This window comes from Bacillus pfraonensis (genome assembly GCF_050768835.1).
Classification (GTDB): domain Bacteria; phylum Bacillota; class Bacilli; order Bacillales; family Bacillaceae_G; genus Bacillus_A; species Bacillus_A pfraonensis.
This window is the reverse complement of record NZ_JAHCDO010000003.1, coordinates 41,545-67,935: the sequence shown is the minus strand read 5'-3', so window position 1 is coordinate 67,935 and position 26,391 is coordinate 41,545. Positions and strand designations below refer to the sequence as shown.

34 protein-coding genes are annotated in these 26,391 nt (G+C 36.9%); 13 read left to right on the top strand and 21 right to left on the bottom strand.

From position 1 onward, the window contains the following. Positions 1–29: 29 nt before the first annotated feature. Positions 30–1,028, bottom strand: a complete 999-nt coding sequence (locus tag KFD70_RS03170) for a M23 family metallopeptidase (RefSeq protein ID WP_336453429.1) — start codon at positions 1,026–1,028, stop codon at positions 30–32. A gap of 190 nt (positions 1,029–1,218) precedes the next feature. On the opposite strand from KFD70_RS03170, the gene lipA reads away from it, so the two are divergent. Both lipA and KFD70_RS03160 read left to right on the top strand, forming a co-directional pair. Beyond that, a complete protein-coding gene (gene lipA / locus KFD70_RS03165) occupies positions 1,219–2,115 on the top strand; it encodes a lipoyl synthase (RefSeq protein WP_336453430.1) in 897 nt (298 codons plus the stop codon). A 55-nt stretch (positions 2,116–2,170) separates the two neighbouring features. Then, a complete protein-coding gene (locus KFD70_RS03160; RefSeq protein WP_336453431.1) occupies positions 2,171–2,500 on the top strand; it encodes a DMT family transporter in 330 nt (109 codons plus the stop codon). A 207-nt stretch (positions 2,501–2,707) separates the two neighbouring features. Here KFD70_RS03160 and KFD70_RS03155 read toward each other — a convergent pair whose 3' ends face one another. The 4 genes from KFD70_RS03155 to KFD70_RS03140 all read right to left on the bottom strand — a co-directional run bounded on the left by KFD70_RS03155 (position 2,708) and on the right by KFD70_RS03140 (position 5,380). Further along, positions 2,708–3,184 carry a YbaK/EbsC family protein gene (locus tag KFD70_RS03155; protein WP_336453432.1) on the bottom strand — a complete coding sequence of 159 codons (477 nt, stop codon included), beginning with the start codon at positions 3,182–3,184 and terminating at the stop codon, positions 2,708–2,710. 19 nt (positions 3,185–3,203) lie between these two features. Further along, entirely contained in the window at positions 3,204–3,914 is a 711-nt protein-coding gene (locus KFD70_RS03150) for a GNAT family N-acetyltransferase (protein WP_336453499.1), read from the bottom strand. A gap of 28 nt (positions 3,915–3,942) precedes the next feature. Beyond that, complete coding sequence (locus KFD70_RS03145) at positions 3,943–4,512, bottom strand: histidine phosphatase family protein (RefSeq protein ID WP_336453433.1); 570 nt, start codon at positions 4,510–4,512, stop codon at positions 3,943–3,945. A gap of 88 nt (positions 4,513–4,600) precedes the next feature. Next, positions 4,601–5,380, bottom strand: a complete 780-nt coding sequence (locus KFD70_RS03140; protein ID WP_336453434.1) for a YhfC family intramembrane metalloprotease — start codon at positions 5,378–5,380, stop codon at positions 4,601–4,603. A gap of 156 nt (positions 5,381–5,536) precedes the next feature. On the opposite strand from KFD70_RS03140, the gene KFD70_RS03135 reads away from it, so the two are divergent. Continuing rightward, entirely contained in the window at positions 5,537–6,271 is a 735-nt protein-coding gene (locus KFD70_RS03135; RefSeq protein ID WP_336453435.1) for a MerR family transcriptional regulator, read from the top strand. A gap of 218 nt (positions 6,272–6,489) precedes the next feature. On the opposite strand, the gene KFD70_RS03130 is transcribed toward KFD70_RS03135, so the two are convergent. Further along, positions 6,490–7,068 carry a YhcN/YlaJ family sporulation lipoprotein gene (locus tag KFD70_RS03130; protein ID WP_336453436.1) on the bottom strand — a complete coding sequence of 193 codons (579 nt, stop codon included), beginning with the start codon at positions 7,066–7,068 and terminating at the stop codon, positions 6,490–6,492. A 118-nt stretch (positions 7,069–7,186) separates the two neighbouring features. Here KFD70_RS03130 and KFD70_RS03125 point away from each other — a divergent pair, with 118 nt between their 5' ends. Continuing rightward, positions 7,187–7,489, top strand: coding sequence for a YutD family protein (locus KFD70_RS03125; RefSeq protein WP_336453437.1), 303 nt, complete (start codon positions 7,187–7,189; stop codon positions 7,487–7,489). 39 nt (positions 7,490–7,528) lie between these two features. On the opposite strand, the gene KFD70_RS03120 is transcribed toward KFD70_RS03125, so the two are convergent. From KFD70_RS03120 to glpX, 3 genes are all read right to left on the bottom strand, one after another. Beyond that, positions 7,529–8,029 (bottom strand): S4 domain-containing protein, encoded by a 501-nt coding sequence (locus KFD70_RS03120; protein ID WP_336453438.1) that lies wholly within the window; start codon positions 8,027–8,029, stop codon positions 7,529–7,531. 373 nt (positions 8,030–8,402) lie between these two features. Then, positions 8,403–8,669 carry a DUF3055 domain-containing protein gene (locus KFD70_RS03115; RefSeq protein WP_003208880.1) on the bottom strand — a complete coding sequence of 89 codons (267 nt, stop codon included), beginning with the start codon at positions 8,667–8,669 and terminating at the stop codon, positions 8,403–8,405. 17 nt (positions 8,670–8,686) lie between these two features. Next, a complete protein-coding gene (gene glpX, locus KFD70_RS03110; protein WP_336453439.1) occupies positions 8,687–9,658 on the bottom strand; it encodes a class II fructose-bisphosphatase in 972 nt (323 codons plus the stop codon). A 147-nt stretch (positions 9,659–9,805) separates the two neighbouring features. Here glpX and KFD70_RS03105 point away from each other — a divergent pair, with 147 nt between their 5' ends. The 4 genes from KFD70_RS03105 (at position 9,806) to KFD70_RS03090 (ending at position 12,498) form a co-directional block, all read left to right on the top strand. Further along, positions 9,806–10,246, top strand: coding sequence for a DUF86 domain-containing protein (locus KFD70_RS03105; protein WP_336453440.1), 441 nt, complete (start codon positions 9,806–9,808; stop codon positions 10,244–10,246). 76 nt (positions 10,247–10,322) lie between these two features. Further along, a complete protein-coding gene (locus tag KFD70_RS03100) occupies positions 10,323–10,955 on the top strand; it encodes a helix-turn-helix transcriptional regulator (protein ID WP_336453441.1) in 633 nt (210 codons plus the stop codon). Positions 10,956–11,054: 99 nt separating this feature from the next. Further along, positions 11,055–11,819: a TIGR01457 family HAD-type hydrolase gene (locus KFD70_RS03095; RefSeq protein WP_336453442.1), complete on the top strand. Its 765-nt coding sequence runs from the start codon at positions 11,055–11,057 to the stop codon at positions 11,817–11,819. Between the two features lie 148 nt (positions 11,820–11,967). Then, a complete protein-coding gene (locus tag KFD70_RS03090) occupies positions 11,968–12,498 on the top strand; it encodes an iron ABC transporter substrate-binding protein (protein WP_336453443.1) in 531 nt (176 codons plus the stop codon). 35 nt (positions 12,499–12,533) lie between these two features. Here KFD70_RS03090 and KFD70_RS03085 read toward each other — a convergent pair whose 3' ends face one another. The 6 genes from KFD70_RS03085 to KFD70_RS03060 form a co-directional block, all read right to left on the bottom strand. Continuing rightward, entirely contained in the window at positions 12,534–13,115 is a 582-nt protein-coding gene (locus tag KFD70_RS03085) for an NAD(P)H-dependent oxidoreductase (protein ID WP_336453444.1), read from the bottom strand. A 166-nt stretch (positions 13,116–13,281) separates the two neighbouring features. Beyond that, positions 13,282–13,953: a vWA domain-containing protein gene (locus tag KFD70_RS03080; RefSeq protein WP_336453445.1), complete on the bottom strand. Its 672-nt coding sequence runs from the start codon at positions 13,951–13,953 to the stop codon at positions 13,282–13,284. Between the two features lie 22 nt (positions 13,954–13,975). Then, positions 13,976–14,788 carry an HAD family hydrolase gene (locus tag KFD70_RS03075; RefSeq protein ID WP_336453446.1) on the bottom strand — a complete coding sequence of 271 codons (813 nt, stop codon included), beginning with the start codon at positions 14,786–14,788 and terminating at the stop codon, positions 13,976–13,978. Beyond that, on the bottom strand, positions 14,785–15,903 hold the full coding sequence (locus KFD70_RS03070) for a cysteine protease StiP family protein (protein ID WP_336453447.1): 1,119 nt from the start codon (positions 15,901–15,903) through the stop codon (positions 14,785–14,787). Before KFD70_RS03070 ends, KFD70_RS03075 begins: the two co-directional genes overlap by 4 nt. After that, the gene (locus KFD70_RS03065) at positions 15,900–17,288 is read right to left on the bottom strand and encodes a phosphoribosyltransferase family protein (RefSeq protein WP_336453448.1); all 1,389 of its coding nucleotides are present in this window, start codon (positions 17,286–17,288) and stop codon (positions 15,900–15,902) included. Before KFD70_RS03065 ends, KFD70_RS03070 begins: the two co-directional genes overlap by 4 nt. Beyond that, entirely contained in the window at positions 17,215–18,429 is a 1,215-nt protein-coding gene (locus KFD70_RS03060; RefSeq protein ID WP_336453449.1) for an HpcH/HpaI aldolase/citrate lyase family protein, read from the bottom strand. The genes KFD70_RS03065 and KFD70_RS03060 overlap by 74 nt, the downstream gene beginning before the upstream one ends. A 163-nt stretch (positions 18,430–18,592) precedes the next feature. On the opposite strand from KFD70_RS03060, the gene KFD70_RS03055 reads away from it, so the two are divergent. Then, positions 18,593–19,066: a GNAT family N-acetyltransferase gene (locus KFD70_RS03055; RefSeq protein WP_336453450.1), complete on the top strand. Its 474-nt coding sequence runs from the start codon at positions 18,593–18,595 to the stop codon at positions 19,064–19,066. Between the two features lie 73 nt (positions 19,067–19,139). Here KFD70_RS03055 and KFD70_RS03050 read toward each other — a convergent pair whose 3' ends face one another. Next, positions 19,140–19,631: a phosphatidylglycerophosphatase A family protein gene (locus KFD70_RS03050; protein ID WP_336453451.1), complete on the bottom strand. Its 492-nt coding sequence runs from the start codon at positions 19,629–19,631 to the stop codon at positions 19,140–19,142. A gap of 119 nt (positions 19,632–19,750) precedes the next feature. Here KFD70_RS03050 and yutH point away from each other — a divergent pair, with 119 nt between their 5' ends. Then, on the top strand, positions 19,751–20,752 hold the full coding sequence (yutH, locus tag KFD70_RS03045) for a spore coat putative kinase YutH (protein WP_336453452.1): 1,002 nt from the start codon (positions 19,751–19,753) through the stop codon (positions 20,750–20,752). Between the two features lie 90 nt (positions 20,753–20,842). Here the strand turns inward: yutH and KFD70_RS03040 are convergent, their stop codons facing one another. Further along, a complete protein-coding gene (locus tag KFD70_RS03040; RefSeq protein ID WP_000431179.1) occupies positions 20,843–21,079 on the bottom strand; it encodes a NifU family protein in 237 nt (78 codons plus the stop codon). Between the two features lie 208 nt (positions 21,080–21,287). Between KFD70_RS03040 and KFD70_RS03035 the strand changes: the two genes are divergently transcribed. Further along, positions 21,288–21,596: a YuzD family protein gene (locus KFD70_RS03035; RefSeq protein WP_336453453.1), complete on the top strand. Its 309-nt coding sequence runs from the start codon at positions 21,288–21,290 to the stop codon at positions 21,594–21,596. A 90-nt stretch (positions 21,597–21,686) separates the two neighbouring features. Further along, entirely contained in the window at positions 21,687–22,487 is an 801-nt protein-coding gene (locus tag KFD70_RS03030; RefSeq protein ID WP_336453454.1) for a nucleotidyltransferase domain-containing protein, read from the top strand. 350 nt (positions 22,488–22,837) lie between these two features. On the opposite strand, the gene KFD70_RS03025 is transcribed toward KFD70_RS03030, so the two are convergent. From KFD70_RS03025 to KFD70_RS03010, 4 genes are all read right to left on the bottom strand, one after another. Beyond that, positions 22,838–22,996, bottom strand: a complete 159-nt coding sequence (locus tag KFD70_RS03025) for a YqbF domain-containing protein (protein ID WP_336453455.1) — start codon at positions 22,994–22,996, stop codon at positions 22,838–22,840. Positions 22,997–23,076: 80 nt separating this feature from the next. Next, positions 23,077–23,865: an ABC transporter permease gene (locus KFD70_RS03020; RefSeq protein ID WP_336453500.1), complete on the bottom strand. Its 789-nt coding sequence runs from the start codon at positions 23,863–23,865 to the stop codon at positions 23,077–23,079. Further along, on the bottom strand, positions 23,849–24,508 hold the full coding sequence (locus KFD70_RS03015; protein WP_336453456.1) for an ABC transporter ATP-binding protein: 660 nt from the start codon (positions 24,506–24,508) through the stop codon (positions 23,849–23,851). The genes KFD70_RS03020 and KFD70_RS03015 overlap by 17 nt, the downstream gene beginning before the upstream one ends. 88 nt (positions 24,509–24,596) lie before the next feature. Next, a complete protein-coding gene (locus tag KFD70_RS03010) occupies positions 24,597–25,667 on the bottom strand; it encodes an NAD(P)/FAD-dependent oxidoreductase (RefSeq protein WP_336453457.1) in 1,071 nt (356 codons plus the stop codon). Between the two features lie 484 nt (positions 25,668–26,151). Between KFD70_RS03010 and KFD70_RS03005 the strand changes: the two genes are divergently transcribed. Next, positions 26,152–26,391, top strand: a complete 240-nt coding sequence (locus KFD70_RS03005; RefSeq protein WP_017150175.1) for a YuzB family protein — start codon at positions 26,152–26,154, stop codon at positions 26,389–26,391.

The window sequence follows — 26,391 nt, the reverse complement described above, 5'->3', positions numbered from 1 at the left end:
TAGGATCTAAAAGGAAACAACCGTAGCGATTAGCTACGGTTGTTTTTTAAATTTGCACGTTCTTTTCGCTCCCACAAACTTAAATGCATATATGGATCAAAAGCCCATTCTGTATAGCCGTTGTCTTTATACATACCAAAGTGTAAGTGCGGAGGGAATTTCCCAGATGTGCCAGGAGGGCCGTAGCCTGTGTTACCAACGAAGCCAATGACTTTTCCTGGTTCGACAATTTGACCAAGTTGTATTTCTTTCGAAAAACCGCCTAAATGTGCGTAATAATGATAATTGTTATATAAATCGCGGATACCGATGCGCCAGCCACCGAGGCGGTTCCAGCCCTTTGTTTCGATAATGCCGTAGCAGGTAGATCTTACGGGTACACCATGTCCTGCAAAAATATCGGTGCCTTCATGGATACGTCTTCCGCCAAAGCTGCGACCAGCACCGAATGTACTACGGTAGCTATTATCGCTATAGACAGGAAGGGGAAAAGCATTTCCTTGTAAGTCAATGCGATCATAGTGCTTATAGATTCGAGCGTACTCGGTAATTAATTCAACCGTTTTTGCGCGTCTATAATATTCCCACAGCATAATTTTAATACGGTCTTCCGAAGTCCCTTGCTTCTTTATAATAGTTGCCATTGTGTGTAAAAGATCTTGGTCGTTATTTGCATTTGCAAATCCATCTTTATCGCCGTCTAAACCAATCCCGCCAAAGAGAGAAATCGTATGGGGTAATGTATCATTGTAAGTGGCATTGGCAGGACCAGACCACATTTCTGGTTTAAAGTAAATGGATATGACGGCATCAGGTTTTTTCGGAATATCTTTTCTTACGCTACGAATGTTACGTTCATATTGATCAATTGCTGCTACATAATACCATGGAATATTAGTATTTTTTTCAGTTTCCTTATATAATGTCATGCGCTTTTCATAAATTTGATTTTGATCCACTTCACCATAGGCAATACCTTGCCCAAGAAAAAAGTAAATAGAAAGAAATAGGGCAATCTTTCGAAGCATGAAAATAAACTCCTTTCACAACATCACTCTTTTTAGTGTGGGATATACGAGATATTTCATTATAGTAAATCATTGGTAAAAATTCTTGGAATCTTCATTTGAGCAAATCGCTTTCATACGTTAGAATAGATATGTTACATTGAAAGAAGCGAACACGGTAAACTATTTCATATTGTGCGGAGTTGATAACATGGCAAAACAAACAGAATATAAGCGCAAGCCCGAATGGTTGAAAATTAAGTTAAATACAAATGAAAACTATACAGGCTTAAAGAAAATGATGCGTTCTAAGCAGCTTCATACCGTTTGTGAAGAGGCAAAATGTCCAAACATTCACGAATGTTGGGCAGTAAGAAAAACAGCAACATTTATGATCTTAGGTGCGGTTTGTACACGTGCTTGTCGTTTTTGTGCGGTTAAAACAGGCTTACCAACAGAGCTTGATTTACAAGAACCAGAACGCGTAGCAGATTCTGTTGTACAAATGGGTTTAAAACACGTTGTTATAACAGCGGTTGCACGTGATGATTTAAAAGATGGCGGAGCAGCTGTTTTTGCTGAAACAGTACGCGCTGTTCGTCGTAAAAATCCATTCACGTCTATTGAAGTGTTACCATCTGATATGGGCGGGGTAGAAGAAAACTTAAAAATGTTAATGGATGCAAAACCAGATATTTTAAACCATAACATTGAAACAGTAAGTCGATTATCTGACCGAGTTCGCGCTAGAGCAAAATACCCTCGTTCATTAGAGTTTTTACGTCGTGCAAAAGAAATGCAACCTGATATTCCAACTAAATCTAGCATTATGGTGGGACTAGGTGAAACAAGAGAAGACTTAATTGAAGCAATGGACGACTTACGTGCGAACAATGTGGATATTTTAACACTTGGACAATATCTACAACCATCTAAAAAGCATTTACCAGTTATTAAATACTACACACCAGCTGAATTTGCTGAGCTGAAAGAAATTGCACTTAGCAAAGGATTTAGCCACTGTGAAGCTGGTCCGCTTGTTCGTTCTTCTTATCATGCAGATGAGCAAGTACGCTCTGCGAAAGAAAATACAGCAGCAGCAAAATAATTGTAAAAAATCCTTCTTAGTGACATGCTAAGAAGGATTTTTTAGGAGGGACTGTATGAAAGCCTTTCTGTTTTTAGCAATTGCGATTGTAAGTGAAGTATTTGGTACATCCATGTTAAAGGTCTCAAATGGTTTTACAAAAGTATTGCCCAGCATAGGAGTCGTGTTAGGGTTTGCCTCAGCATTTTTCTTTCTGTCAAAAGCATTGCAACATATACAACTTAGTACGGCATATGCCATTTGGTCAGGAGTAGGAACAGCTTTAACGGCATTAATTGGTGTGCTTGTTTGGAAAGATGCCTTCAAGTGGCAAACAGCAGTTGGATTAGTACTTATCATAGGCGGGGTAGCAGTACTAAATATGTCAGGATCTAGCGCACATTAAAACAGAGCTGAATCATTAGCTCTGTTTTTGATATCCATTCATAGTGATTTGCTGACACATAAACTATGGCTATAAAAATAAAAGAGGAATCTCTACTGGTTGAATCTTTTGGTTTTCACATGGAATGGGGCGAAAAGAGTCCCTGACCGCATCTATCCACGGTCGGACGCTCTCTGCCACCTAAAAGAAATGTTTTACCTAGGTTTTTTAATTTGCTTTTCTATACTCCAAAACATTATTTTGACATGTGGATAAAATTTTTTTTAATTCCTCTGTGGATAATTCAATTGTAAATTCCGGAACACCTGGTGTAATTAAAATTTTGTCATAGTTATAAACGGAGCTATCCACAATAATCGTTACTTCTTGTGAATAGCCAAAAGGAGCGACGCATCCAGGAATACATCCTGTTTGTTCCCTTAGTTCATCAGGTGAACAAATGGATAAGCGCTCACCGGTAAGTTCCTTCATTTCATTTCTCTCGAGACGAGTTCCTTCCAGTGTGAAGAAAACGTAATAGAATCCAGATTTTGATTTTAAAAATAAGCTTTTACTAGGAGCACCTTGCAAGCCGAGACGTTCACGAACGACTCGATCCGTCTCATAATCGAGAACGGGTTCGTGTTCAAATTTTTCGTAGGAAGCATTTGTTTTATGTAATAAAGAGATAACTTCTTCGTACATATTTTGGTGATACCCCTTTCTATATTTGTTGCAGTTTCATCATCACTTTTTTAAATTTTTTCGCACTTAAAATTTCATGTGTCAAAAATTTTCCATTGTAAAAAGCTCCGTATGTTGTAAAGGCACAAGGAGCATGCTGCGCATCTTCTCGCGATGTCAACTGAATGTATTCAAAAGGGATGTTATATTGCTTTGTGATATTGGCTAATTCTTGATGAATGTAATAATCAGTGTAAGGACACTGATTTGTATAATAGACAACTAAGCCGTTTTGATTTGGTATTTTCATGTTTTTGGCACTTGCTATAAAATGTGGTGAAGGAGCATTTGAATCAAACTTATACACAAGTAATTCAAAATAAGGCGGTGCTGTATCACATACTTGAAATCCTTTTTTCTTTAAGTAGCTGCCATCTGATAAATATGGGCGTTTCTTCTTACTTGAAATAACAACGATACCATGCTTCTCATTTGCTTTAGAATCTTGAATACATTCTTCTAAGAGCTCTGTTCCGTATCCTTGCCCTTTAAAGCGCCCTGATACCCAAAAGCAATTGATACATGTGTATCCTGGTGCGGAGATAGGTACCCATGCGTACTCAGCTGGAAGGTATTCAATGAACACTTTTCCTTTCACATCTAGCTTTTTAAATACAAGTCCTTCTTCAAATCGATCTTGTAACCACTCTTTTTTTAGCTCGACACCACGTTTCACTTTCTTATCTGACATTGCACAGCAAATATGTTCTTGTTCAATATTATTTTGTGTTACAGTTTTCAACAGTAGCTCCCCACAATCTGTGGATTGTTGTTTGTTCATCAATCGTAATTTCATACACATCAGGATTGCTTAAGCTTTTCCACTCTAGAAAACCAATCCGATTATCAAAGTATTTTAAAAGGAGTGTTAATAAATTTCCATGTGTAACAAGTAATGTTACTTGTTGTTCTTGGTTTAAAACATTTTGAATAAGCGATGCAACGCGGTTCATCGCTTGTTTTGTTGACTCTCCGCCTGAAAAGGCAATATCTATATTTGTAAAAGTATGTTCTAGTTTGTTTAGCCAATCTTCCATTGGAACCTCGCTTAATATGCGCTCTGATAGTCTGTCGTCTTCTTGAATTGGTAAATTAGCTTGTAATGCAAATGGTGCAATGGATTGAATAGCACGAGTAAACGGGCTTGAAATAATGGACTGTATTTGCAGGTTATTATTTATGAGAAACTTCGCAAGAGCGTTTGCTTGCTCTCTTCCTGCAATTGTTAGTGCTGCATCTTGCTCTTGTCCAGCAGCTGAGCAGTGACGTATAACAATAAGTTTTTTCAAAATCCATCCCTCATTTTTTTAGTTGACGATACATACTTCGACAAAGAGGGAAAAAGTCCTCTATACAAAAAAGCTAAGCCATGTTGGCTTAGCTTGTAGTGGATTCTGTAATCAGTTTTTCTTTCATTTTGCGAATAAGGATAAAAGCGCAAATTGCAAACACAACCATGAGGCCCTCTGTAATGAATATGTTGATTACGTGCTTCTGATATAGGGCCGCAAAGAAATCCACAAAAGCGTGGAAAAGTACAGCGTATAAGACAAAAATATATTTCTTATGTTTTACGCCATATAATACAAGCATTGTGAAAGCGATTTGCAGGATCAGTGCGAAAATCCTCTCTAAGCTACCTAGTAAGTAGAGATAGGAAGGCGTGCTAAGCAATAGATCTTGTACTTGACTGAGCTGAGGAGCTTTTTCAATAAGCTTTGAAAAACTTCCATTATTGATTGAAATAGCAAAGTATAGAGTTTGGAGACTAGCTAGAGCTCCAATTGAAATAGATTCAATTCCTCCATGTCCAATTCCATATGCTAAACCATCTTTATATTCTCGGAATTTCTTAAGTAAGTAGAAGAAGGCAATGAACCGTCCTGTTTCTTCAAAGATAGCAGCAGTGAGTCCGCCATAGATGGCATAAAGAAATGGATTCTTTAAGACTTCTGATGTTGTCTCGTTCCCTAACATAAATACGTGAAAAGGCGTTTCGAGAATTTGTGCAAATCCGATAAAGATAAGAACGCCAATCCCAACTATTTTCCAGTTTATATGGTATTTTTTTCGAAAATAAACAAGTACTATAATCGGAACGAGAACCGAGAGTACAAGCTGTGTAATGATACTGGCCATTACAGCATTTGAAACCATACTTTTCACCACTTTCTAATATATGTACTTTTATATTATACAGGGAATTATGGGAATCGTTTACCTTAGAAAAAATATAGGTATTAAAAAAGAGTTTTTTCAGTTGACTCTCACGTTGCGTAATACTTTATTGTATGTATTAAGGGAGGCGAAATCATGGCAATGAAGGTAAAAGAAGTAGCCGATTTAGTTGGTATTAGTGTGCGCACACTGCATCATTATGATGAAATTGGGCTTTTAACCCCAGATGAAACGACCGAGTCTGGTTATCGTTTGTATTCCAATGAAAATCTAGAGCTATTACAGCAAATCTTATTTTTTAAAGAGCTTGGCTTCCCTTTAAAGAAGATTAAAGAAATTATCAGTAGTCCTTCATTTGACAGGCAAGAGGCGCTTCAGATGCACCGGAAAATGTTACTTGAAAAGCGAGCTCGACTGGATAAGGTGATTGCGACAATTGATAAGACGATTCAGCATACAAAAGGAGAGATTGAAATGACGAACAAAGAAAAATTTGAAGGATTTGATTTTAGTCATAACCCATATGAAGAAGAAGCACGCACACGATGGGGAGACGAAGCTGTGGAAAAGGCGAATAAAGCAGCTGCTGGTATGTCTAAGGAAAAGCAAGAAGAGTTTAATAATATTTATAGAAATCTTGCTACACTTCGGCATGGTGCACCTGATTCTAAAGAAGCGCAAGAAGCGATCCAAGTATGGTATGATTACTTGCAAAACTTTGGTCAATATTCATTAGAGGCGTTTAAAGGATTAGGGCAAATGTATGTCGATGATGAACGCTTTACAAAAAATATTGATCAGTTTGGAGAAGGGTTAGCACAGTTTATGTGTGAGGCAATGGCAGTGTATGCAGATAAGCGTAAAAAATAAAAAGATGGGGCTTTTAGTGATCGATTTTGTTGGTGTAAAATGGTAAATGAAATTTTATCGGCGTAAATTTAAATATATCGAACGTTTCTCAAAATATATCGGCGATTTTCTCAATATATCAGCGATTCGACAAAGGATATCGACGATGCGACAAATAACAACAAAAACAGGAGCCTGCTAGCTCCTGTTTTTCAATAATTTGGATGGAGAGTTTCACTTTACTTCTTTATCATGTCACTTAGCGTAGCATTTTGACTATTATTTAAATGTGGATTTTTCCCCATTTCGCGTTTTAACATATCAAGGCTTTGCTCATATTCCTTATTGTTTAATGTACCAGATTGCAGCCCTTGAATTTGTGTAATCAATTTTTGGTCTGTTGATACATATGCTTTATAATAGCGAGGAACGATGGACAAAGCAGTTCTATAGACTTGATCTGTTACTAGCCCAGGGTCTGAAGTATTTGATCGGTATACAACAAATACTTCATCGTCAGTGACAAGCGTAGCGGCATTTGTGACGTCAGGGAGTTGTACGGTCATATTTGTAATCATTTCAGCTACTTTCTCACGGTTAATTGCGCCTACTTGTTTGTTAGATACTTCGTCTTTTTGTTTAGAGGAATAGCCGACTCTTGTGAGCCTTGTATTTGTATTTTCTGTATGATACATGTCGTTTCTATTGGAAACAAGAACACGGCTGCCTTCCTCACGTTCCATTTCAGCTTTATTTGCTGTTTGACACCCTGCAAATAAGGAAAGGGTGAGAAGAGAGAGTATTATTTGTTTTTTCACGATGTATCACCTCCTTCTCCATAGCATGTACTACTTTTCAATTTTTTGTATTTGAAATTGTTGGTTGTTGGGCTTTGTGATACGATAAAAAGAAGAATGCTTAGAAAGGAAGTTAGTGATGGAGCAAAAGCAAGAGATTCATGCTACGGTGAACATTAATAATGTTCAGTACGAAGTAATTAAAGACAATCGTGACGGTTTTCGTGAAGAAGCATTTAAAGAGCGCTATGCAGAAATTTTAAATAAATATGATTATATCGTTGGTGACTGGGGCTACGATCAACTCAGATTACGCGGATTTTTTGATGATAGTAACCAACGTGCGACATATGATACGAAAATTAGTACTTTATCGGAGTACTTATATGAGTACTGTAATTTTGGTTGTGCACACTTTGTATTGCGAAAAGTGAAGAAATAAAAGAAATCCTCTTACGGTAAGCGTAAGAGGATTTCTTTTTTACAAGCAAATTGAAATAAGGTCACCTTCAGAAAGCGTTGTATTTGGTTTCATCCTCTGTCCATTCAACTGAATGTGTCCGTTCTTTATTCTGTCTACAATCAATGTGCGGCTCCAATCTGAAATATATGTTGATAAAGCTTTGTCAATGCGATGGGAGCCAAAGACTGTTTCTAATACAATGGTTATTTCTGTAGTACCAGCTTCTTTATATTGCATAATCGAGATGGTAGTTGTTGTTTCAACTTGTTCTTTTTGAAACACATCAATCGTTTCCACATGATCAGAAAACGATTTATAAATGTGAAGTTTTTTATTCCACGTATGACCTTTCGGGCATTTATAAATAGCAAAGCGGTAAATGTTCTTTCCATTTGCGTTATGCCTGCGAATATTTGTATCAATAAAAAGGGTGGTATGCCCACAGTTTTTACAATGTTTTAGGGCAGTTGTTTCAAATTCATTTTCATATAAATTCCAAGAAAGTTGTACTTTCTGCATTTTCCTTCACCTCGTATATATGGGATAAAGGAACGTAATACAGCTATTTGGATGTCTTGCAGTATGAATAGGGAAGAAATGGATAAAAATAAAAGGAGGTTCCCTTAAGAGGAACCTCCGTACAACATCATACTACAGATGTGTTACGTTCCTTTGTAATGGGAAATGAACAGACTACTCCCTTGATAAAGCACACGGCTTTTTTGAGAGTAGTGCTATTCAATTGCTGATCCATTACAAAGTAAATGTTGGCATACGTAGTAGACGTCCTTTCTTCCAAATAGATTTGCTCATAATTATAACAAAAAAGTCGGAATATTCAAAATACATTTCGTAAAAAAACACCAGCTACTATAATAGCTGGTGCATAATATTATATAAGTTCAAATAAGAATGAGCGTAGTTCCTCTGCAATTTCTTCAGAGACAGAAAATGCGTGCTCTAAGTAGCCCGGTTCGTTTAAATCATCGGTTCCAATGATTGCAAATTTATTGCGCTGCATATCAAGGACAATTGTTTTACCGTAATGACGATCGGAATATAAAAGCGCTAAATCGTGGCGCTCATTTTCTCCCATAAAGCTAACGAAACGTGTTTTTGTATCGACTGTATCGTCGTAAAGAAAGAAACGTTCTTCCATATTACAAAAGCTCCTTTTTAAATGTCTAAATTTAAGTGAGGCTTATGATCTAAATGGTGATGTGTTTTAATAAAGCGCACTGTTCTTGTTTTGTAACGCATAACGATAGAATATGTTTCTGCTAAATCTCCGCCAAGGAATTTTACACCATCTAATAACTCGCCGGCAGATACGCCTGTTGCTGAGAAGATTGCATCATCTCCTGATACTAGGTCATCTAACATAAGAAGTTGACGAGGATCTTCTAATCCCATTTTACGGCAACGTGCTTCTTCTTCTTCGTTCATTGGCACTAAGCGTGCTTGCATTTCTCCGCCAAGACATTTCAGTGCAGCTGCAGAGATAACGCCTTCTGGAGCACCACCAACACCAACGAATAAATCAATACCTGTTCCGGGAAGAGCTGTTGCGATTGACGCACCAACATCGCCATCACCGAATAGTTTTACACGTGCACCTTTTGCACGAACACGGTCAATAATATCTTGATGACGTTCACGTTCTTGGATGATAACCGTTAGGTCACGAATTTTTTTATTGTTTGCTTCTGCTACAATTTCAATTGTTTTTTCAATTGGATCATCTAAGCTAATTTTACCAGCTGCTTTTGGACCAACCGCGATTTTTTCCATGTACATATCCGGAGCATGAAGAAGGTTTCCTTTATCTGCGATTGCGATAACTGCCATTGCGTTTGCAAGACCTTTTGCAACAATGTTTGTACCTTCTAATGGGTCAACGGCAATATCAACTTCTGGACCGTTACCTGTTCCTAGTTCCTCACCAATATATAACATTGGTGCTTCATCAAGTTCTCCTTCGCCAATTACAACAGTACCTGCCATGTTTACTGAATCAAACATATCGCGCATAGCTGTAGTTGCTGCATCATCTGCTTCGTTTTTCTTTCCGCGGCCCATCCATTGTGCGGATGCTAAGGCTGCTGCTTCTGTTACACGGACAATTTCTAGTGCGAGTTCACGTTCCAAGGTGACATTCCTCCAATTTCAAAAATCATACAGTTATAACTATAACAAATAACGAGGAAAAGGTGAATTCGAAAAATTGTCGATTTTTTCAAGGGAAACGGTTACAATTGAAATATAAATGCTTTTATTTCTAGGTGGGTGACATTCATGTACTTTGTAGACAGAAAAAAAATAGAACAAATGTTAACATGTTTAGAACAAGCAGTAGATACATTTCAAGAGAAGCAGCGATATGAAACGCCTTTTGAATATTACGCATTAGAGCGTATGTCGCATCTTATCATGGATTGCATATTAGATGTTGGAAATGCAATGATAGATGGATTTATTATGCGTGATCCAGGAAGTTATGAAGATATTATTGATATTTTAATGGATGAAAAAGTTATAAGTGATGAAGAAGGAAAAGGAATTAAAGAGGTAATCCTTCTTCGTAAAATGCTTATGCAAGATTATATTCAAATGAACCATGAGGAATTATATACAACGATTCAAAAACAAATCGCTGTGGTACAGAAATACCCTGCGAATATTCGACGTTATTTAGAAAAGGAATTAGGACCTGTATCTGCATTCGTGGCAGAATAAATGTAAGAAGATCCCCAATCACCTTTTGGGGATCTTCTACTTTTTATTATAGGTTAATAGGAAGAAGGGGTGAGCAATGGGGCAAGCTCGTACAACAAAGGAAGAGATTGTACAGATCTTAAAAAGAAATGGTGAACAAACCGTTGGATCGCTAGCCGAATTTTTAGAGATTACAGAGATGGCAGTACGCCGACATTTAAGTAAGCTTGAGAAAGAACAAGTTATTCAATCGAAAATGGTGCGCCAGCACGTTGGTAGACCAACATATGTATACGGTCTAAGCCAAAAAGGGGAAGATTCATTTCCGAAAGATTATAAGCAATTTGCTTTAGGTATGTTAGAGGATTTAGAGGAAATTGGTGATGAAACGCTTGTAAATGCTATCTTAAAGGCAAGAACGAATCGAATGGAAGAGCAATTACAAAAGCGAGTAAGTCGCCAAGATCATGTACTGCAAAAGCTTCGGGAAGTTGCCGTTATTCAAGAGGAAAATGGATATATGGTCCAAGTGAAGCAAGAGGAAGAAAACTCATACATATTACAAAAACAAAATTGTCCATTAAAAGCCGTTGCTGAAAAATATCCACAGCTTTGTTTGGAGGAAGAAAATATGTATAAGCGGTTGTTTTCGGATGAAAATGTGAAGGTATTATCAAATATGTGTGATGGTGACTGTCATTGTTCGTATCACATACAAGAAAAAAAATGAACGTTATGGGACGCTTTTAGACGAAGCGTTTTTTTCTTTGGAAAAAGCGGGTAATATAAGAAGGGTATGAACGCTAGGACAAAAAGGAGAGAGACATAGATGTATAAAGGCTATTTAATCGACTTAGACGGTACAATGTATCGCGGTGAAGAACAAATTGAAGAAGCGAGTGACTTTGTAAAAGCCTTGCAGGAGCGCGATCTCCCATATTTATTTGTAACAAATAATTCAACTCGTAAACCAGAACAAGTAGCAGAAAAACTTGTTCGTTTCGATATTCCAGCTAAGCCAGAGCAAGTCTTCACAACGAGCATGGCAACAGCGAACTTTATTTATGAGCGTAAACAAGATGCATCTGTTTATATGATTGGTGAAGAAGGATTGCACGCTGCACTTGTGGAAAAAGGGCTTAAGCTTGTGGATGAAAATCCTGACTTTGTCGTTGTTGGATTAGATCGCGAAATTACATATGAAAAGCTAGCAAAAGCATGTCTTGCGGTACGTAATGGTGCGACATTTATTTCAACAAATGGAGATATTGCGATTCCAACTGAGCGTGGTTTACTACCTGGGAACGGTTCACTAACATCTGTCGTTACAGTATCCACAGGTGTAGAGCCAATCTTCATCGGAAAACCAGAATCTATTATTATGGAGCAAGCACTAAAAGTACTTGGTATGGCAAAGGAAGAAGCATTAATGGTTGGGGATAACTACGATACTGACATTTTAGCGGGGATAAATGCTGGTATGCATACACTTCTTGTCCACACTGGAGTCACATCTGTGGAGAAGTTAACAGAATACGATGTGCAGCCAACGCATGTTGTGCATAACTTAACGGAGTGGATTGAGAAAATGTAATAGTGGACAGGCAATCGTTTGGATTGCCTGTTTTTTTATGCATAATTGCATATTTATATAATGGATATAAATGGTAAAATTGTTTTGTTAGTATATAAAGAGACTATATTCTTGATGGGGATATGACATAGAGATTGGAGGGATAGAAATGCATATCATGTCTATTAGTATTCTTATTTTTACACTATGTATTTTAGGATTTGCTATATGGAAAATGAATAAAGTCAGGGGTGTACAAGAGGATATAGGGGACCTTATTGCCACTTATCCACGCAAAAAAATCCGATGGTTTACTTTGCTTGGTCCAGCTTATTTCTTTGTACAACTTATACTTACATACGTTCGTTATATAGATGGAGAAATTGATAGTTTCGAACTATTTTTACTTAAAATAGGAGCTTACATGGTAACAATTTGTTTTACGATCCTTTTCGTGATTCATCTAATTAAAGATGTCAAGGTGTATGAAAAAGGAGTTATTGATGGGATGAATTACTATTCTTATGCAGAATTAAAAGGTTATAAAATATCCACATGGGAAAATCCGCAAGAAAATATCTTCTTATATCGTGGGCGAGAAAAGTGGCATGACAATGTAAACTTACTAATTAGACAAGAAGATATGAGAGAGTTAGAAAATATTTTGCAAAGATATCTTCCTAAGCTCACCATAAAATGAAACACTCCACCTTGGCATAAGGTGGAGTGTTTTCATTAAAATACGCGATTCACAACCTCTTTTACTTCTTCAAGATATTGTTTTCGTGCACCATCATCAACAGAAGGGACACTCGTATAGAATGTGTGCTCCAACGTTTCAATTCCTGTAAAGTCAAAGATTCCAGCATCAGTCGTTTTCTTCATCGCATCAAACATACCGCTTGCTGTATAAGCTTCTTTTGAATTCCCCATTGTGGATAATAATAATCCTTTTTTACCACTCAATAATTTTTCGATACCATTTTCACCGTAAGCATAGGCAAAGCCATGACTAAATACACGGTCAACATATCCTTTTAAGATTGCTGGAAGGCCAGCCCACCAAACTGGATAAATAAATATGATGCTGTCAGCCCAAGTGATGTGTTCTTGTTCTTCTTTAATATCCTCTGGTATATTGCCTTGAGAAAATGAGACGAAATCAGAGGCCCCTAATATCGGATTAAAGTTTAATTCATATAAATCGCGAACGCGTACTTCTTGACCGTTTTCTTCCAATTCACCTTTTACAGTTTCTAAAATTGCATGGTTAAAACTTTGTGGATTAGGGTGTGCATAAACAACTAGATGTTTCATGTTTGTTCCTCCTATTTGTGGATATGTTGATAGTTTGTTCAAATAATAAAGAATTTAATGTAACCATTTTAGTTACCGGATGAGTGCTTAGTCAAATATTGTGATTCTATCAACAGGAACATGAAAAAATCGTGTAACATTCCACAGTGGCTAACAAAATCTTGGTTTACTGTGATAAAATCCGTTTCTCCTTCGCTTCTTTTATCCACGTCGGAAGTTCATTCAACAAGTTGTTATACAATGTTTCATCTGTTGTTTTTTCGATATCGCGAATATAGAAAAAGTTTGCGTTATCAATGAATCGACCTTCCATTTCATCTAGCTTTCTAAGAACGTCGAATTTGCCATTTCCAATCCCGACAAACTGCCAAAAAATCGGTTGGTTAGAAGAGAATACAACCGGTTTTTGAATTCCTTTTTTACAGCCCCCATCGTTAATGAAAATAACAAAGGCAGGCTCTTCGCTTTTTTCTTCAATCGTATATTTTTTTATGATATCTTCCATTACTTGTGGCTCATCATTTCGGCCAAATTTATGAATGGAGTTATTATTTAAAATATGATTTTCTACGTAATTAGCAAAGTCTTTCTCGGTAACAGATGGTAACCTTGAAAATTCATTATCATATACCCAAATATCTAATGAACCATCATCATCAAATTGGCTTGCTACAGCAAGAACACGTTCGACAACTTCTTGGACAGTACCGTTTTTGTATAGTGTTCGCATTGACCCGGAAATGTCTAATACGAACGCAACTTTTGCGACAACACCTGTTAATTTCTTTTTCTCTAATACAACGCGTACTGCTTCTTTTCTTAAAGTAATAGTTCCCATTCTAATCGCTCCTTTTATCAATTTAGGTAGTAGGAAGAGAATGATGAATCATTTGGAGTGCTTTATCCACAATTTCCTCCGCTGCATATATACCAATTTCATTTGTTCTTTCGATGTGAGGTAATAAACTTCTTTGATTTGTTTCGAGTTCACCGTGAAGAGGGGCAATTGCATGATTCGCCCTTTCTAACATACATAAATCAAGTAAGGAATCTCCAGCAGTAATTACGGTTTTTACTTGCAGTTTTTCTTGTATATACTGAACGGCATCCCATTTGTTCACAGGTTTTGGCACAAAATATAATTTTCTGCCTTGCAAAGAATGAGCCCATCCTTGTTTATTGAGCCAAGTGGTGAATGAATGTAATTCGTCGTATGGAATATTGTCACGCTTAATGATGCAGTAGTGAAATAAATCATCAGCTGTTTTTTGTGAAATGACCCATTCTTCATGAGCGATATTTTGAAATTCTGTTAGAACATCTTCTTTTTCCATGCATGCTGCTAATCGCTCCGTTTGTATGTTTTTCCAAGTAGCATCTAATTTACCGTTATGAAGGATATTGCCTCCGTTGCTTGTAATCGCATATTCCGGAATGACCTCTGTTTGAAATAGTGTGATGCGCTGAAACTGTTCAATTGTTCGTGTTGTAACTGGGATGAATTGTGCTTGTAATTGTAGTTCTTTTAATAAAGAGATGGTTTTGTGTGTAATAAAAGAGATCTCTTTCCCGTCTAACGTTTCGATAAGTTGAATGTGTTCATCTTCTATAGAAGTACGAAATGCTTTACGTGAATAAATAAGTGTTTGATCAAGGTCACTTGCAAAAATCATGAGGTTTTCCTCCCGAGAGGTTTAATTAGTCCGCAGCACGAGTATGTCATATCCTTATAGAGTTTTACTGGTACGTTTTTTTCTTTTGCAAGAAGTAAAATGTGTTGTAGGTCTGGATTGTTTTTGTCACGAATTAGAATTTTCCAAGGCATTCGCCTTAGTAAACCACGCGTTGTTTCTCCAACGCCTGGTTTAATTAGATTTATATTTTCTATTCCAAAATGCTTTTGAATAGAGGTGATGTCTTGCATACCTTGCCAAGAAGGCTCGGTATAGGTAGCGATAACATGCTCTAGTTGCTTTGTTACGTCAGCGCTAATAGAAGGGAATAACGCTGCGATTTCTTCAATAAAGAAATGAGATAAATCTTCTGTTTCGAGTTCTTTATAATATTTGGCGCCGTGAAAATCATTTGAATCAATATAAGCTTCATTTAAAACTGTACGACTAATTAATCCTGATACGGTTGCGTTTAAACAAGCGCTTGGAATGAGGAAATCTTCTCGCGTTCCATATATGGAAGTACAATGACCTGGATCAGCAAGCACTGCCATACAGTCTGAAATATATTCATGATTCTTTTCGTTAAATGTATGTACAGCTTGGCGCAGTTCTTTCTTTATGGCACCTTTCCCAGTCCAGCCATCAATGAACTGAATCGTTTGATTTGGATGCTGCTGTAAAATATAGTGAAGTGCATTCTCATCAATGCCGCGCCCTCGAATAATAGAAACGCAATAATGCGGCAAATCGAGATGATATTGGTAACGAATATATCGTTTTATTAAAACGCCAATTGGTGTACCGGCTCTTGCGAGTGAGACGAGTACAAGATTCTTTCCTTTCGTCTTTATAATTTGCTCAGCTACTACGCCGATAGCAACAGCTAGCTTACGCTTGTATTGCTCGAGGGAAGCAAAAAATAAATCCATATAAGCTTTAGATGGCTTATATTCAATCGGAAGCATTTCAGAGTAGTGTGTGCCCGATTGAATGGCTTGTTCTCTGTCTTCTGTTGTACTTTCTTCTATAACATCACTAATATCTTTTAATAGAAAAATAGCATCTTCTTTCGCATAACTACCGATAAGCTGTAATGTTTTGACTTTGGTCATATTTTTTCACCATCGCTTTCTACTAAGCTGCTAAATGAGACGATATGAACGAGCGGAATAACAGTTTGTAATTGTGTAAGAAGAGGCTGGAACGCATCTTCTTGTAAATCACGCTCTATAAAAAGAAAGACTTCATCGTAGTCTCCAGGCTGGATGTTATAAAAATAATTTGTAACTGCTTTGTCTTCAGGGCTTTCATAGGAAAAACGACTATGAATAGCATAACGTGTATCACCTACGTAAGGATGAATCGGACTCCGTGTTGTTGATTGATAGGAAATGTTTTCTCCCATTTCAGCAGCAATACGCATTGGAAGATACATAAATTCACCGGTTCCTAAGCAGAGTGTCTGTTGACCTTTTCGTTTTTTCTTTAAAGCATGGCCATTCTGTTTAGCAAAAGAGTGGATATGCTTTTGATCATCAGATGAAATGCCAAAGCGCCCTGTGTAGTGTATGTAGCTGATATCATGCCAGAGAGAGGTATACGGTAAAGTAGGGCATGGCAGTATATGTTTTTCTATCTTAGATTCTATTGATTTATCAACCATTTCACCATGTGAAGAGGAAGTAACAATCGGACTACCGATTACGTCAATGGAACCGCTTAATAGAGAAATCACATGAATCGTAATATCAAGATCTTGCTCGAGCTCTGTGAATTGTTTTCGATGTGCATCTGAGCGCCAATCTAATAAAGAAGCAACAATATATTCTTTTCTTGGGAACTTTTCTTGAATGGATCTGATGATATTTAGCGCGGTTTTTCCTGTTGTCATTTCGTCATCCACAAGGACGATAGGCTGTTCATTTAGGAAATAGCTTTTGTCCACATAACAACGATGAGATGTTGCGTGAGAATGTTCTTCTTCAAATGTAATGACGGAATCGATTTGTGAGATCGTCTCCCTTGTTGTATGAACGTATTTTGCATTTTGAAAACATTGAAACATAGCGTGTCCTAATGCTGTAGCTGTTTCAGCGAATCCGATAAATAAAACTTCTTTTTCTAAAGGAAATTGATATTGAAGAATCGCCTCTAGTTCATTACCGGTGCTATCTTTAGAAGAAATCAGATTGAGAATTTCTTTTTGATACGGATGATTTGTACGATGTAGCACCTCCATATATCTTGCAGCAAGAGTGCAGCCTCCAGTTAAAGAGATTGCAGGTGGAATGGGAAGATGTTTCCCTAAAATGGTGCTCACAAATAAAAAACCACGCTTCTTATTGATTCTTGCAGCCATTTGAAATAGCTGATCTAGTGATAATAAATATGGATTATCTCGTACATCGATATGAACTGTTATTTTATTTAAAATGTGGTACGTGTACGTTTTGCTTTGATTTTTCGGTAAGGAGATCGATGAAAGTTTGTTCTTCATGTAGCACCCCGTAAATATTAGATTTCAGAAGTGTTTTACGCGCCCAATTATAATGTGGCTTCACTTCATTCATTTTGTTAGAAAAGTTGCTTTTCATTACGCCGTTATACGTCTTTGCAGATTCGAAAATAGCTTTTGCATCTAAATAGTCCTCTAATGTTACAACATGCATAGCTTGTATGAGTTTAATGTGAGAAGGATGAATGACCGTTTTTCCAATTAATCCATTTGCCTGATCGAGTAAAACTTCGTGAATTAAGCCATCTTCATAGCGATGAAGCATGTCCTCACGCATTGTAAGCCCAGCGCTTCCGAATGATTCACGAAACGGTGTTTGCCGGAGCTGTGGTTTGAGTACGCGCTGATTATTTCCGAAGTACTCCCACACCGGTCCAGATATAACATATTCATCTGCTGACCTAGAAAAAATATTGATAATATCAGAAATACAATCACGAATAATTGAAATGTCATAAATCGTCGTATCCTTGTTACGGCGAATGCCGAATATGCCAGAAAAGTCGGTGGCGCCGATTCGGACATTCAAAATGAAATCACGGTATGAATCTAGGATGGATTTAATTGATAACAATGCCTTGATACGACTTTCTTTATAAATAATTTCAGGAGATTCTAAAATAGGCATCCCATACAGTGAAAGCGAATGTTGTTCGTTTATATGTCTTAGTACATCGATATAAGATATTCCGTTAGAAGGCGTGAACTTTGGAAAGACAAAACCGCTTATACAATGAATGGCATTGCCTAGTTCGTGAACGAGTGAGTGCATTTGTTTTGGTTCACGAATCCGGATAAAGAGAAGTGGTATATTTGATGGATGAAGCTTTCCCGCATGAATCATATAAGCCAGTAGTTGCATTTGTATGACGACGTTTTCCTCAGCAAGTTTCACTTCTCCATCACTAATGGAGTCTTCTAAACAAATTACAATCGACATTGTATCTTCATGCTTTTTTCTAACGATGTCCTCTGCAATGGTCCTTTTTGTTCCAGGTGTATATAGGGTAGCTCCTAATGCGTAAGCTAATTGGTCTTTTGCGATATCCTTTGAAAAGATAATTGGTTCTTGGTAGAAAAGTTTTTGTTTTTCTTCAAGGGATAGATAGGAAAAATACTGCATGTTGCCACCACCTTATTTTGAATGGTTAATTTAATCGTAACACGATAGAAAAAATTTACAATTTTGTATTTTAAAAATTTGCAAACTTTTCAAAAATGGAAGGTGAATTTCGGGATTCATGTAGAACTTTGTTAGTAAGTAGTTTTAGAAAGGAAGAAGAGAGATGGATATACACAAACTAACAGGGGCAGAAGCAAAAGAAATCAATACATGGCAGTATGAAGAACCATATTCGTTATACAGCTTTTCGGGAAGTAAAGAGGTAATAGAGGAACTATTAGATGGAACATACTATGGCTGCTGTAATGAACATGGAGAACTAATTGGCTACTTTTGTTTTGGAGAAAATGCACAAGTTCCAGGAGGAAGGGCTGCGAAGTTATACGTAGGAAAAGATACCGTGGATATTGGGCTTGGTATGAAGCCAGGGCTAACAGGGAAAGGGATGGGGAAGTCTTTCTTTCAAACAGGACTAGCGTTTTCCGTAAGTAAATTTCAGGCTAAAAAGATACGTTTAAGTGTAGCAACTTTTAATAAACGTGCAATTAAGTTATATAGAAATATTGGTTTTCAAGCAGGTCCAACTTTCATGAGCAGAGGAAGAGAGTTTGTACTGATGGAATATGATTTGGAGTAAGTATATCGGCCTTCGGTGAAATATAACATAAAAAAGGCTGTCAGCATGAAACTGACAGCCTGCATATGCGATCTTATTCCGCATGCTCAGCGCGATGAGCCAAGCGACTAGATGCAGCGGCAGCAATTGCGCCCACAATATCATCAAGGAATGTATGAACTTTTCCAGATGATTTATCATTTAAGTATTCTAAAATACCTGGCTTTAATTTATCGATGTATCCAAAGTTTGTGAAACCGATAGATCCATACACGTTTACAATTGAAAGTGCGATTACTTCATCGACTCCATATAAACCTTCATCACGTTTTACGATATCTTGTAATGGTTTGCTTAACAGTCCTTTTTCAGCAAGGACGTCTAATTCGATTCCTGTAATGAGTGCATTTTGTACTTCCCGTTTGGATAGTACACGTTCTACATTGTAACGACATTCGGACATCTCTAATTTTGGATGGTATTTTTTTTGAAGAAAATGAACAAGCTCCGCAATATCATCGATTGTTACACCACGCTCTTGTAGTAGTTGTAATGCTCTTTCTTGTAGTTGATTTGATTCTTTCATGTTATCACCTTTTTTTCTTTTTATTATTTGTATACGTTTTGTTGCTTTATCATGTGCATAGGAATGAAAGGCGAGCACAAGCTCATATATATATAGAAAAACCATAGGTGGCGACTATGATGATTCAGCATATTTATGAGCATTATCAAATGCATGTCAAAGAATTAATCCCCCTTGGCCCCTATAAAAGCTTTTGGATTCGCAATAAAATTTATGTACTTCTTCCAATTGGGAATATGGAGGAAGATGTACTTGTTGAAATGAAAAAATTAAGCGATTATATGAACCAGCAAGGGGATATTACTGTTGCGACTTTTGTTCCGACAGTGCACGGTTACTATGTAAGTGAGCTAGAAGAAAAAAATTACTGTTTATTAAAAGGTATGCGTTTGCTCGATCGACATGCTACTTCGTTAGGTAGCGAGCTTTCTTTATTCCATAAACGAGGCGCCTTTTTTCCTGAAGAAATAGAACAATTAAGTCGCATTGGTGAATGGAAGTCATTATGGGAAAAAAGGCTGGATCAATTAGAGAAGTTTTGGCAATCACAACTTATGAATCAGCCGTCAGATGTATTCGATCAACTATTTATGGAGTCTTTTCCGTATTATTTAGGCATTGCTGAAAATGCAATTCAATATGTTGTGGATACAGAAATAGATGATACACCTCAGCTTGCTGATGCGGCAACAATTTGCCAAGAACGCTTCACTCCTTTATTATGGCAGCAAACGAATAAATTAAAAATTCCCATCGATTGGGTATATGATCATCCAAGTAGAGATTTGGCAGAATGGATTCGCTATGTATCGATGGAAAAGAAGAAAGGCTGGGAACAAACAATTTTTCAGTTTGTAACGGATTATCAGAAAAATTATCCACTTTCTTCTTTTGGGTGGCGTCTTCTCTTTGCGCGTCTTCTCTTTCCGCTTCGCTACTTTGAAACGGTAGAACAGTACTATCTGACCGCAGATGAAGAACAAAAAAGCATGTATCGAGATCACTTAGAAGACATTTTACACGATGTGAACCGTTCAGAGCAATTTATGAAGAATTTTTATGAATTCCTTCGTTTACCTATCGACAAGCTAGGAATTCGAAAATTGGATTGGTTATCTTAATAGAAATTTATAAAAAAGAGACCAATTGTGGTCTCTTTTTTATAAATATTTAGTGAAAGTGGTTCTAAGCGAGCCGCTTCCGCTTTTAGATTAAAATACTTGTTCTACTTCGATAACGCCTGGTACTTCTTCAAGTAGTGCGCGTTCGATACCAGCTTTTAGTGTAATTGTAGAACTTGGGCAGCTACCGCATGCTCCCATAAGGCGTAGTTTTACAATACCTTCTTCAATATCTACTAACTCAACGTCACCGCCATCACGAAGTAAGAACGGGCGTAATTTATCTAATACTTCTAGTACTTGTTCTTGCATATTTGGGTTTTCCATTTTTATCGACTCCTTTCATCCATTTTATTATAATCAAGATACAGGGGAAAATCTATTTTTTCTGTTCTTGTTTTATTGTCAAAATATTGTATCATGTTTACAACGTGTTTTTTCAGTATAGGGGACAAGAATTGAACTTGTAAAGAGATGTGCTTATGAGGGAAGTCCCCAGAGGGTACTGTTAGAACAGGGAAATGGGGGAGAAACGATGGTAAATGTTCAAGTATATGGGGCGAAAGTAATTTGTGCGAGCTGCGTTGGAATGCCGTCTTCGGCCGAAACATTTGAATGGCTACAAGCGGCAATTGGTCGCAAATATGAAGGACAAGATGATAAATTCAAGTTTGAATACATTGATATTCAAGAAGAGCAAGAAGATGCTGAGAAGCAAGCTTTTGCAGAGCGTGTAATTGAAGAAGATTTATTTTATCCTGTTGTTCTTGTAAACGGTGAAATCGTTGGAGAAGGAAATCCTCGTTTGAAGGACGTATACGAGGAAATTGAGAAATATTTATAATACAAAAGCCTTTGTGATTGCAAAGGCTTTTCTTACAAATTCATATGGAAAAAATAGTTATTAAAGGTAATTTTATTAAGGGGGATGTATGTGGAGGGTGTAGTGAAACAGGAGTTACCAGAAGAAGTAAAGGACCTAATGGAGCAATATGTGAATGGACTACAAGACATTTTTTTAAATGAACAATTAGTAGGGGTATATGTATACGGTTCAATTGCTCTAGGGGCATTTCATTTGGGTACGAGTGATGTTGATTTTGTAACGGTAACGAGAGAGACAGTCAGTGAATTTGAGAAGTTGCAAATAGGTGATTTACATAAAAAATTGAGTGAAAGTAAGCTCGGAGGACGGATGGACGGTATGTATATCCCACTTGCTGATTTAGGGAAGCAAAACCAAGAGATGCCGCAGTATGTCTATTGTGCTGACGGGAAAGTTAACGTAGGTCACTGGGATGTGAATGCTGTGACATGGTGGACACTGAAGAACCGTGGAATTACTGTGACTGGAGAAGAAGCAAGTGAACTTCTGTTTGAGGCCCCATGGAGTAAGGTTGTAGAAACGATGAAATATAACGTAGAGCAGTACTGGAGTGAAAAGGCGTCAAAACCATACTTGTTTCTAATTGAAGAATGGGTAGAATCAGCTGTTGTCACAATGGGGCGTATTTTATATACATTAGAGCATAAAACAATTGTTTCAAAAGATGAGGGATTACAATATATGATGGAATCGTCCTCTGGGAAATGGATGCCTTTGTTACAAGAGGTAGAACGGATACGTCATAATCAAGGAAAGAAACGAACGATTTCCATTTGGAAACGGGCAGATATGACGAAGAAGTATCTGCTTAGTGGGATAGAGGAGTGCCGGAGGAAGTGGGAAGGATAAAAAAAGCGTCAATACTAGAAATAGTATCGACGCTTTTTTTATTGGATTCTACTTTTGGTATAAAATGAGCAGAACGAAACCTTTATAAAGTGAAACTTCCATCAGTGGTGGTTTTACTGCCTGTGAATGCGGGGGAAATACAAATTGATTTATTTTAAATGAAGTAAAATTTTAACTTAGTGTAAAACATGATGAAACTATAAGTATTTTAATATATTTAATAGAAAAACATAATATAAAAATTATAAGGGATGAAATATTAAGACCTCTGCAGTAGTTACTATAGAGGTCTGTTTGTAGAGAAAGTAATTTATTGATCCTAAACCTACACACTACTTAGCTACTCACTATTACGCGGTGGAAGTATCCTCATCTTTACGTACTTCGAAAAACTCATTTTTGCATAGGTATTTAAAAATCCTTTGTGTAACTTGTTCTTCTTGATCTAATAAGAAGCGATGATCAAAAGCATAGAAGGATTGTCCTTTAACTAATTTAACATAATACATTATGCATACCTCCGTTATTGAACGATACAAATTTAAAGATTTATTACTATGATATCCATAATTTGGATTGAAATACTTAACTATTTTTCCATCTCTTTCAATTGACACCGTTTATTAAAGAATGTTTTATACCCAAGTTGTAAAAAGATAATGACAGAAAAAGCTGTACTTCCAGAAATACCAAGTATAATTGCAATTTGATATTGAATAGCGGTAAACGGTGAAACACCTGATAAAATTTGCCCTGTCATCATACCTGGGAGGCTAATGATTCCCATTCCGACCATGGAATTAATTGTTGGCAAAATAGCTGAATCGAAAGCATCTCTTACAAGGGGGGCAGCTGCTTGTTTTGGAGTGGCCCCAAGCATAAGTGCTCCTTCAATCTGCTCGCGCCTTGATTTCATGTTGTTTAAGAATGTATTCGCACCGAGGGATATACCGGTCATCGCATTCCCGATAAGCATTCCGGCGATTGGAACGATATATTGCGGAGCATACCAAGGGTCGTGTCCAATAATGACAAAGATAAATAATAAAAGAGGCCCAATTGATCCCGCAATCATTGAGAGTGCGGCCACACGTTTCAATTCTTTTGACATAGGGATGTTTACTCGTTTATAAATGTTAAAAATAGCAAATGTCGTAATAGAAGTAATGATAGCAATTGTATAAAATGGATTGCTATTTTCAAATATGTATGTAAGTACGTATGCAACAAGTACAAGTTGAATAGTCATGCGTAATGTAGCAATCGTAATTTGTTTTTCACGAGGTATTCCTTTTAGTTTTACAAGTCCGATTAAAATGATAATGAAAATATATGCTGCAGCAAGTTGCCAAATTTGTAGTTCAATAACGCCCTTCAAGTGCGTGCACTTCCTTTCTAATAGCACCTTTAGCTTTACTAATTTCAATAATGTCATCTGCGATTTCTTCTGGGAGACTTTGTGAATGGGTAATAAAGATAACGGTTTTCTTTTTTTGTTTCGCAATGGCAGAAAACTGTTTCATGACGCGCCTCTCTGTATCAGCATCTAATGCAGAAGTTGGCTCATCTAATAAATAAACAGGTGGGTCCATAAGTAAAACACGAGCTAAGGAGAGTCTTTGTTTTTCACCACCAGATAGTGAAGAGGCGGTACTTGTTACATCTTTTTCTAAGTTTACAATTGTTAGTGCTTTTTGAAGTGCTTTATTAGGTGGAAAAGGTTTCTCTGAAAAGCGAAGTCCCATTAACAAATTATCTTTTATTGTTCCATCAAAGATAGGTGGTGTTTGACCTAGCATAACAATTTCACGGCGTAATTGAATAGGTGGATAAGACGAAATAGAAGTCCCATTATATTCAATTTCACCGGCTGTTGGTGATTGTAAATCATTAAGCATGCGAAGTAATGTACTTTTTCCGCTGCCACTTTCACCGATAATGCAGGTGATTTTTTCTTTGTGAATCTCTAAGTAAGGAACGTGCAGGATATCTTTATATATTACATTTTTTAATAGAAACATAATTTTCTCCTTTCTGATTCTATTCATATCGTATCAAAAAAGGAGAAAAATAGAAAAAAACAAGAGCAACCTGCCCTTGTTTTTTTTCTTAACCATTATGATATTTATACATCCAAAGAATACCGGACTTTAAAAGTCTAGGTACACGTCCCATTAATGGTTGATTTGCTAATAGTCCGAATCCGTGTTTCTTACCGAGAGAACCGAGAACACCTTTTAATTTAATAACAGGTAGTTCATCAGGAAGTGTTTCATTGTTCCAACGTTTTAATAATATTTGGACAATTTGTTCACCTTGTCCTTCGGCAAGTTGTGCAGATGGTGCGTGCGGTAAGGATGCGCAATCACCTACAACATAAACATGCTCATTATTCGGAATATTATGATATTTTGTTAATACAACCCGTCCACTACTATCTTGTTCAACTGGAAGGTTTCGAACAACTTCATTTGCTTGAATACCAGCTGTCCATACGATTGCATCACATTCAAGCGGTTCATCATGGTTGTACACAATGTTTGGCTCTACTTTTGTAATGTTAGAGTTTCGTATAATTGTAACATTATGCTTTACGAACCATTCTTCTACGTATCTACTTAATTTTTCTGGGAAAGGGAATAAAATGCGATCCTTTCGATCAAATAAGTAAATTTTCAAATCAGAACGACTTTCCCGAAGTTCACTTGCCACTTCAACGCCACTTAATCCAGCACCGACAACTGCAACTGTTGCGTTAGGTTCTAAACTGTTTAATTGTTCGTATGTTTTACGTGTTTGCTCAATAGATTGCAGGCTATGTGTATATTCTTTTGCACCTGGAACATCGTGATATTTGTCTTCACAGCCAAGTCCGATAATTAAATCATCATATTGAATTTCTTCACCGCCATCGAGATGGACGACTTTGTTTTCAAGATCAACATTTGTTACGGTACCGTATTGAATGTTGAGACGCGGGTGCTCTGGAAACGGAATGCGAATATGCGTTTCTGAAATTGTGCCCGCTACTAATGCATAATATTCTGTTTTAAAACAGTGGTATGGTACTTTGTCGATTAATGTCACTTGGACATCATCTGGAAGTTGATTGTTTGGCAGAAGCCGTTGCAGAATTCTCATCCCACCGTAGCCACCACCTAGTAATACGAGGTGTTTCATGATGGATTACCCCTTTTCTGTTGAAATATCCCCTAATCATACAATTATATATTGAAAAAATATTTTGACTTTACTCACTCAAATTATATCGAATTTGTGAACAAATAACAATGCATGAATGTGTACTCTGTTGTACAATAAGAAGAAAAGTGAGCAAACTGTTTCAATTAAGTTATGTAGTTGACATAAACTTCTTCTTTTGGGGTGGAGAGCGTCCGCTGATGGATAGAAGCGGTCGTTAGTGCCTTTTTTTGTCCCCATGCCACATGAAAGCAGAAGGAGGAAATAAGTAGAGGTCTTTTTCTGTTTTCATAGCAGTGATTTGTATGCTGAGAAATCGAAGTGAATTGATATAACGAAGATCTTTTAGTTTGAAATGAAACAGTGAAGCAACTAAATATTTTAGCAAGTGTAATGAAAACAACAAGAAACAGCTTAGTTTTCTTATTATAGATTCATTTTTAGAGATACAGGGGGGAGCATTTTGATTAAACCATTAATCGAATTTTGTGTAGGTAATCTTGCAAGTGGCTCACAAGCAGCACTAGAGAAATTAGAAAAAGATCCGAATTTAGATGTTATGGAGTATGGCTGCTTAGGGTATTGTGGTATTTGTTTTGAAGGACCTTTTGCACTTGTAAACGGAGAAGTTGTGCAGGGGGCAACAGTAGAAGAACTTGTGAAAAATGTATATGATTACTTAGATGAAAATCCAATGTTTTAA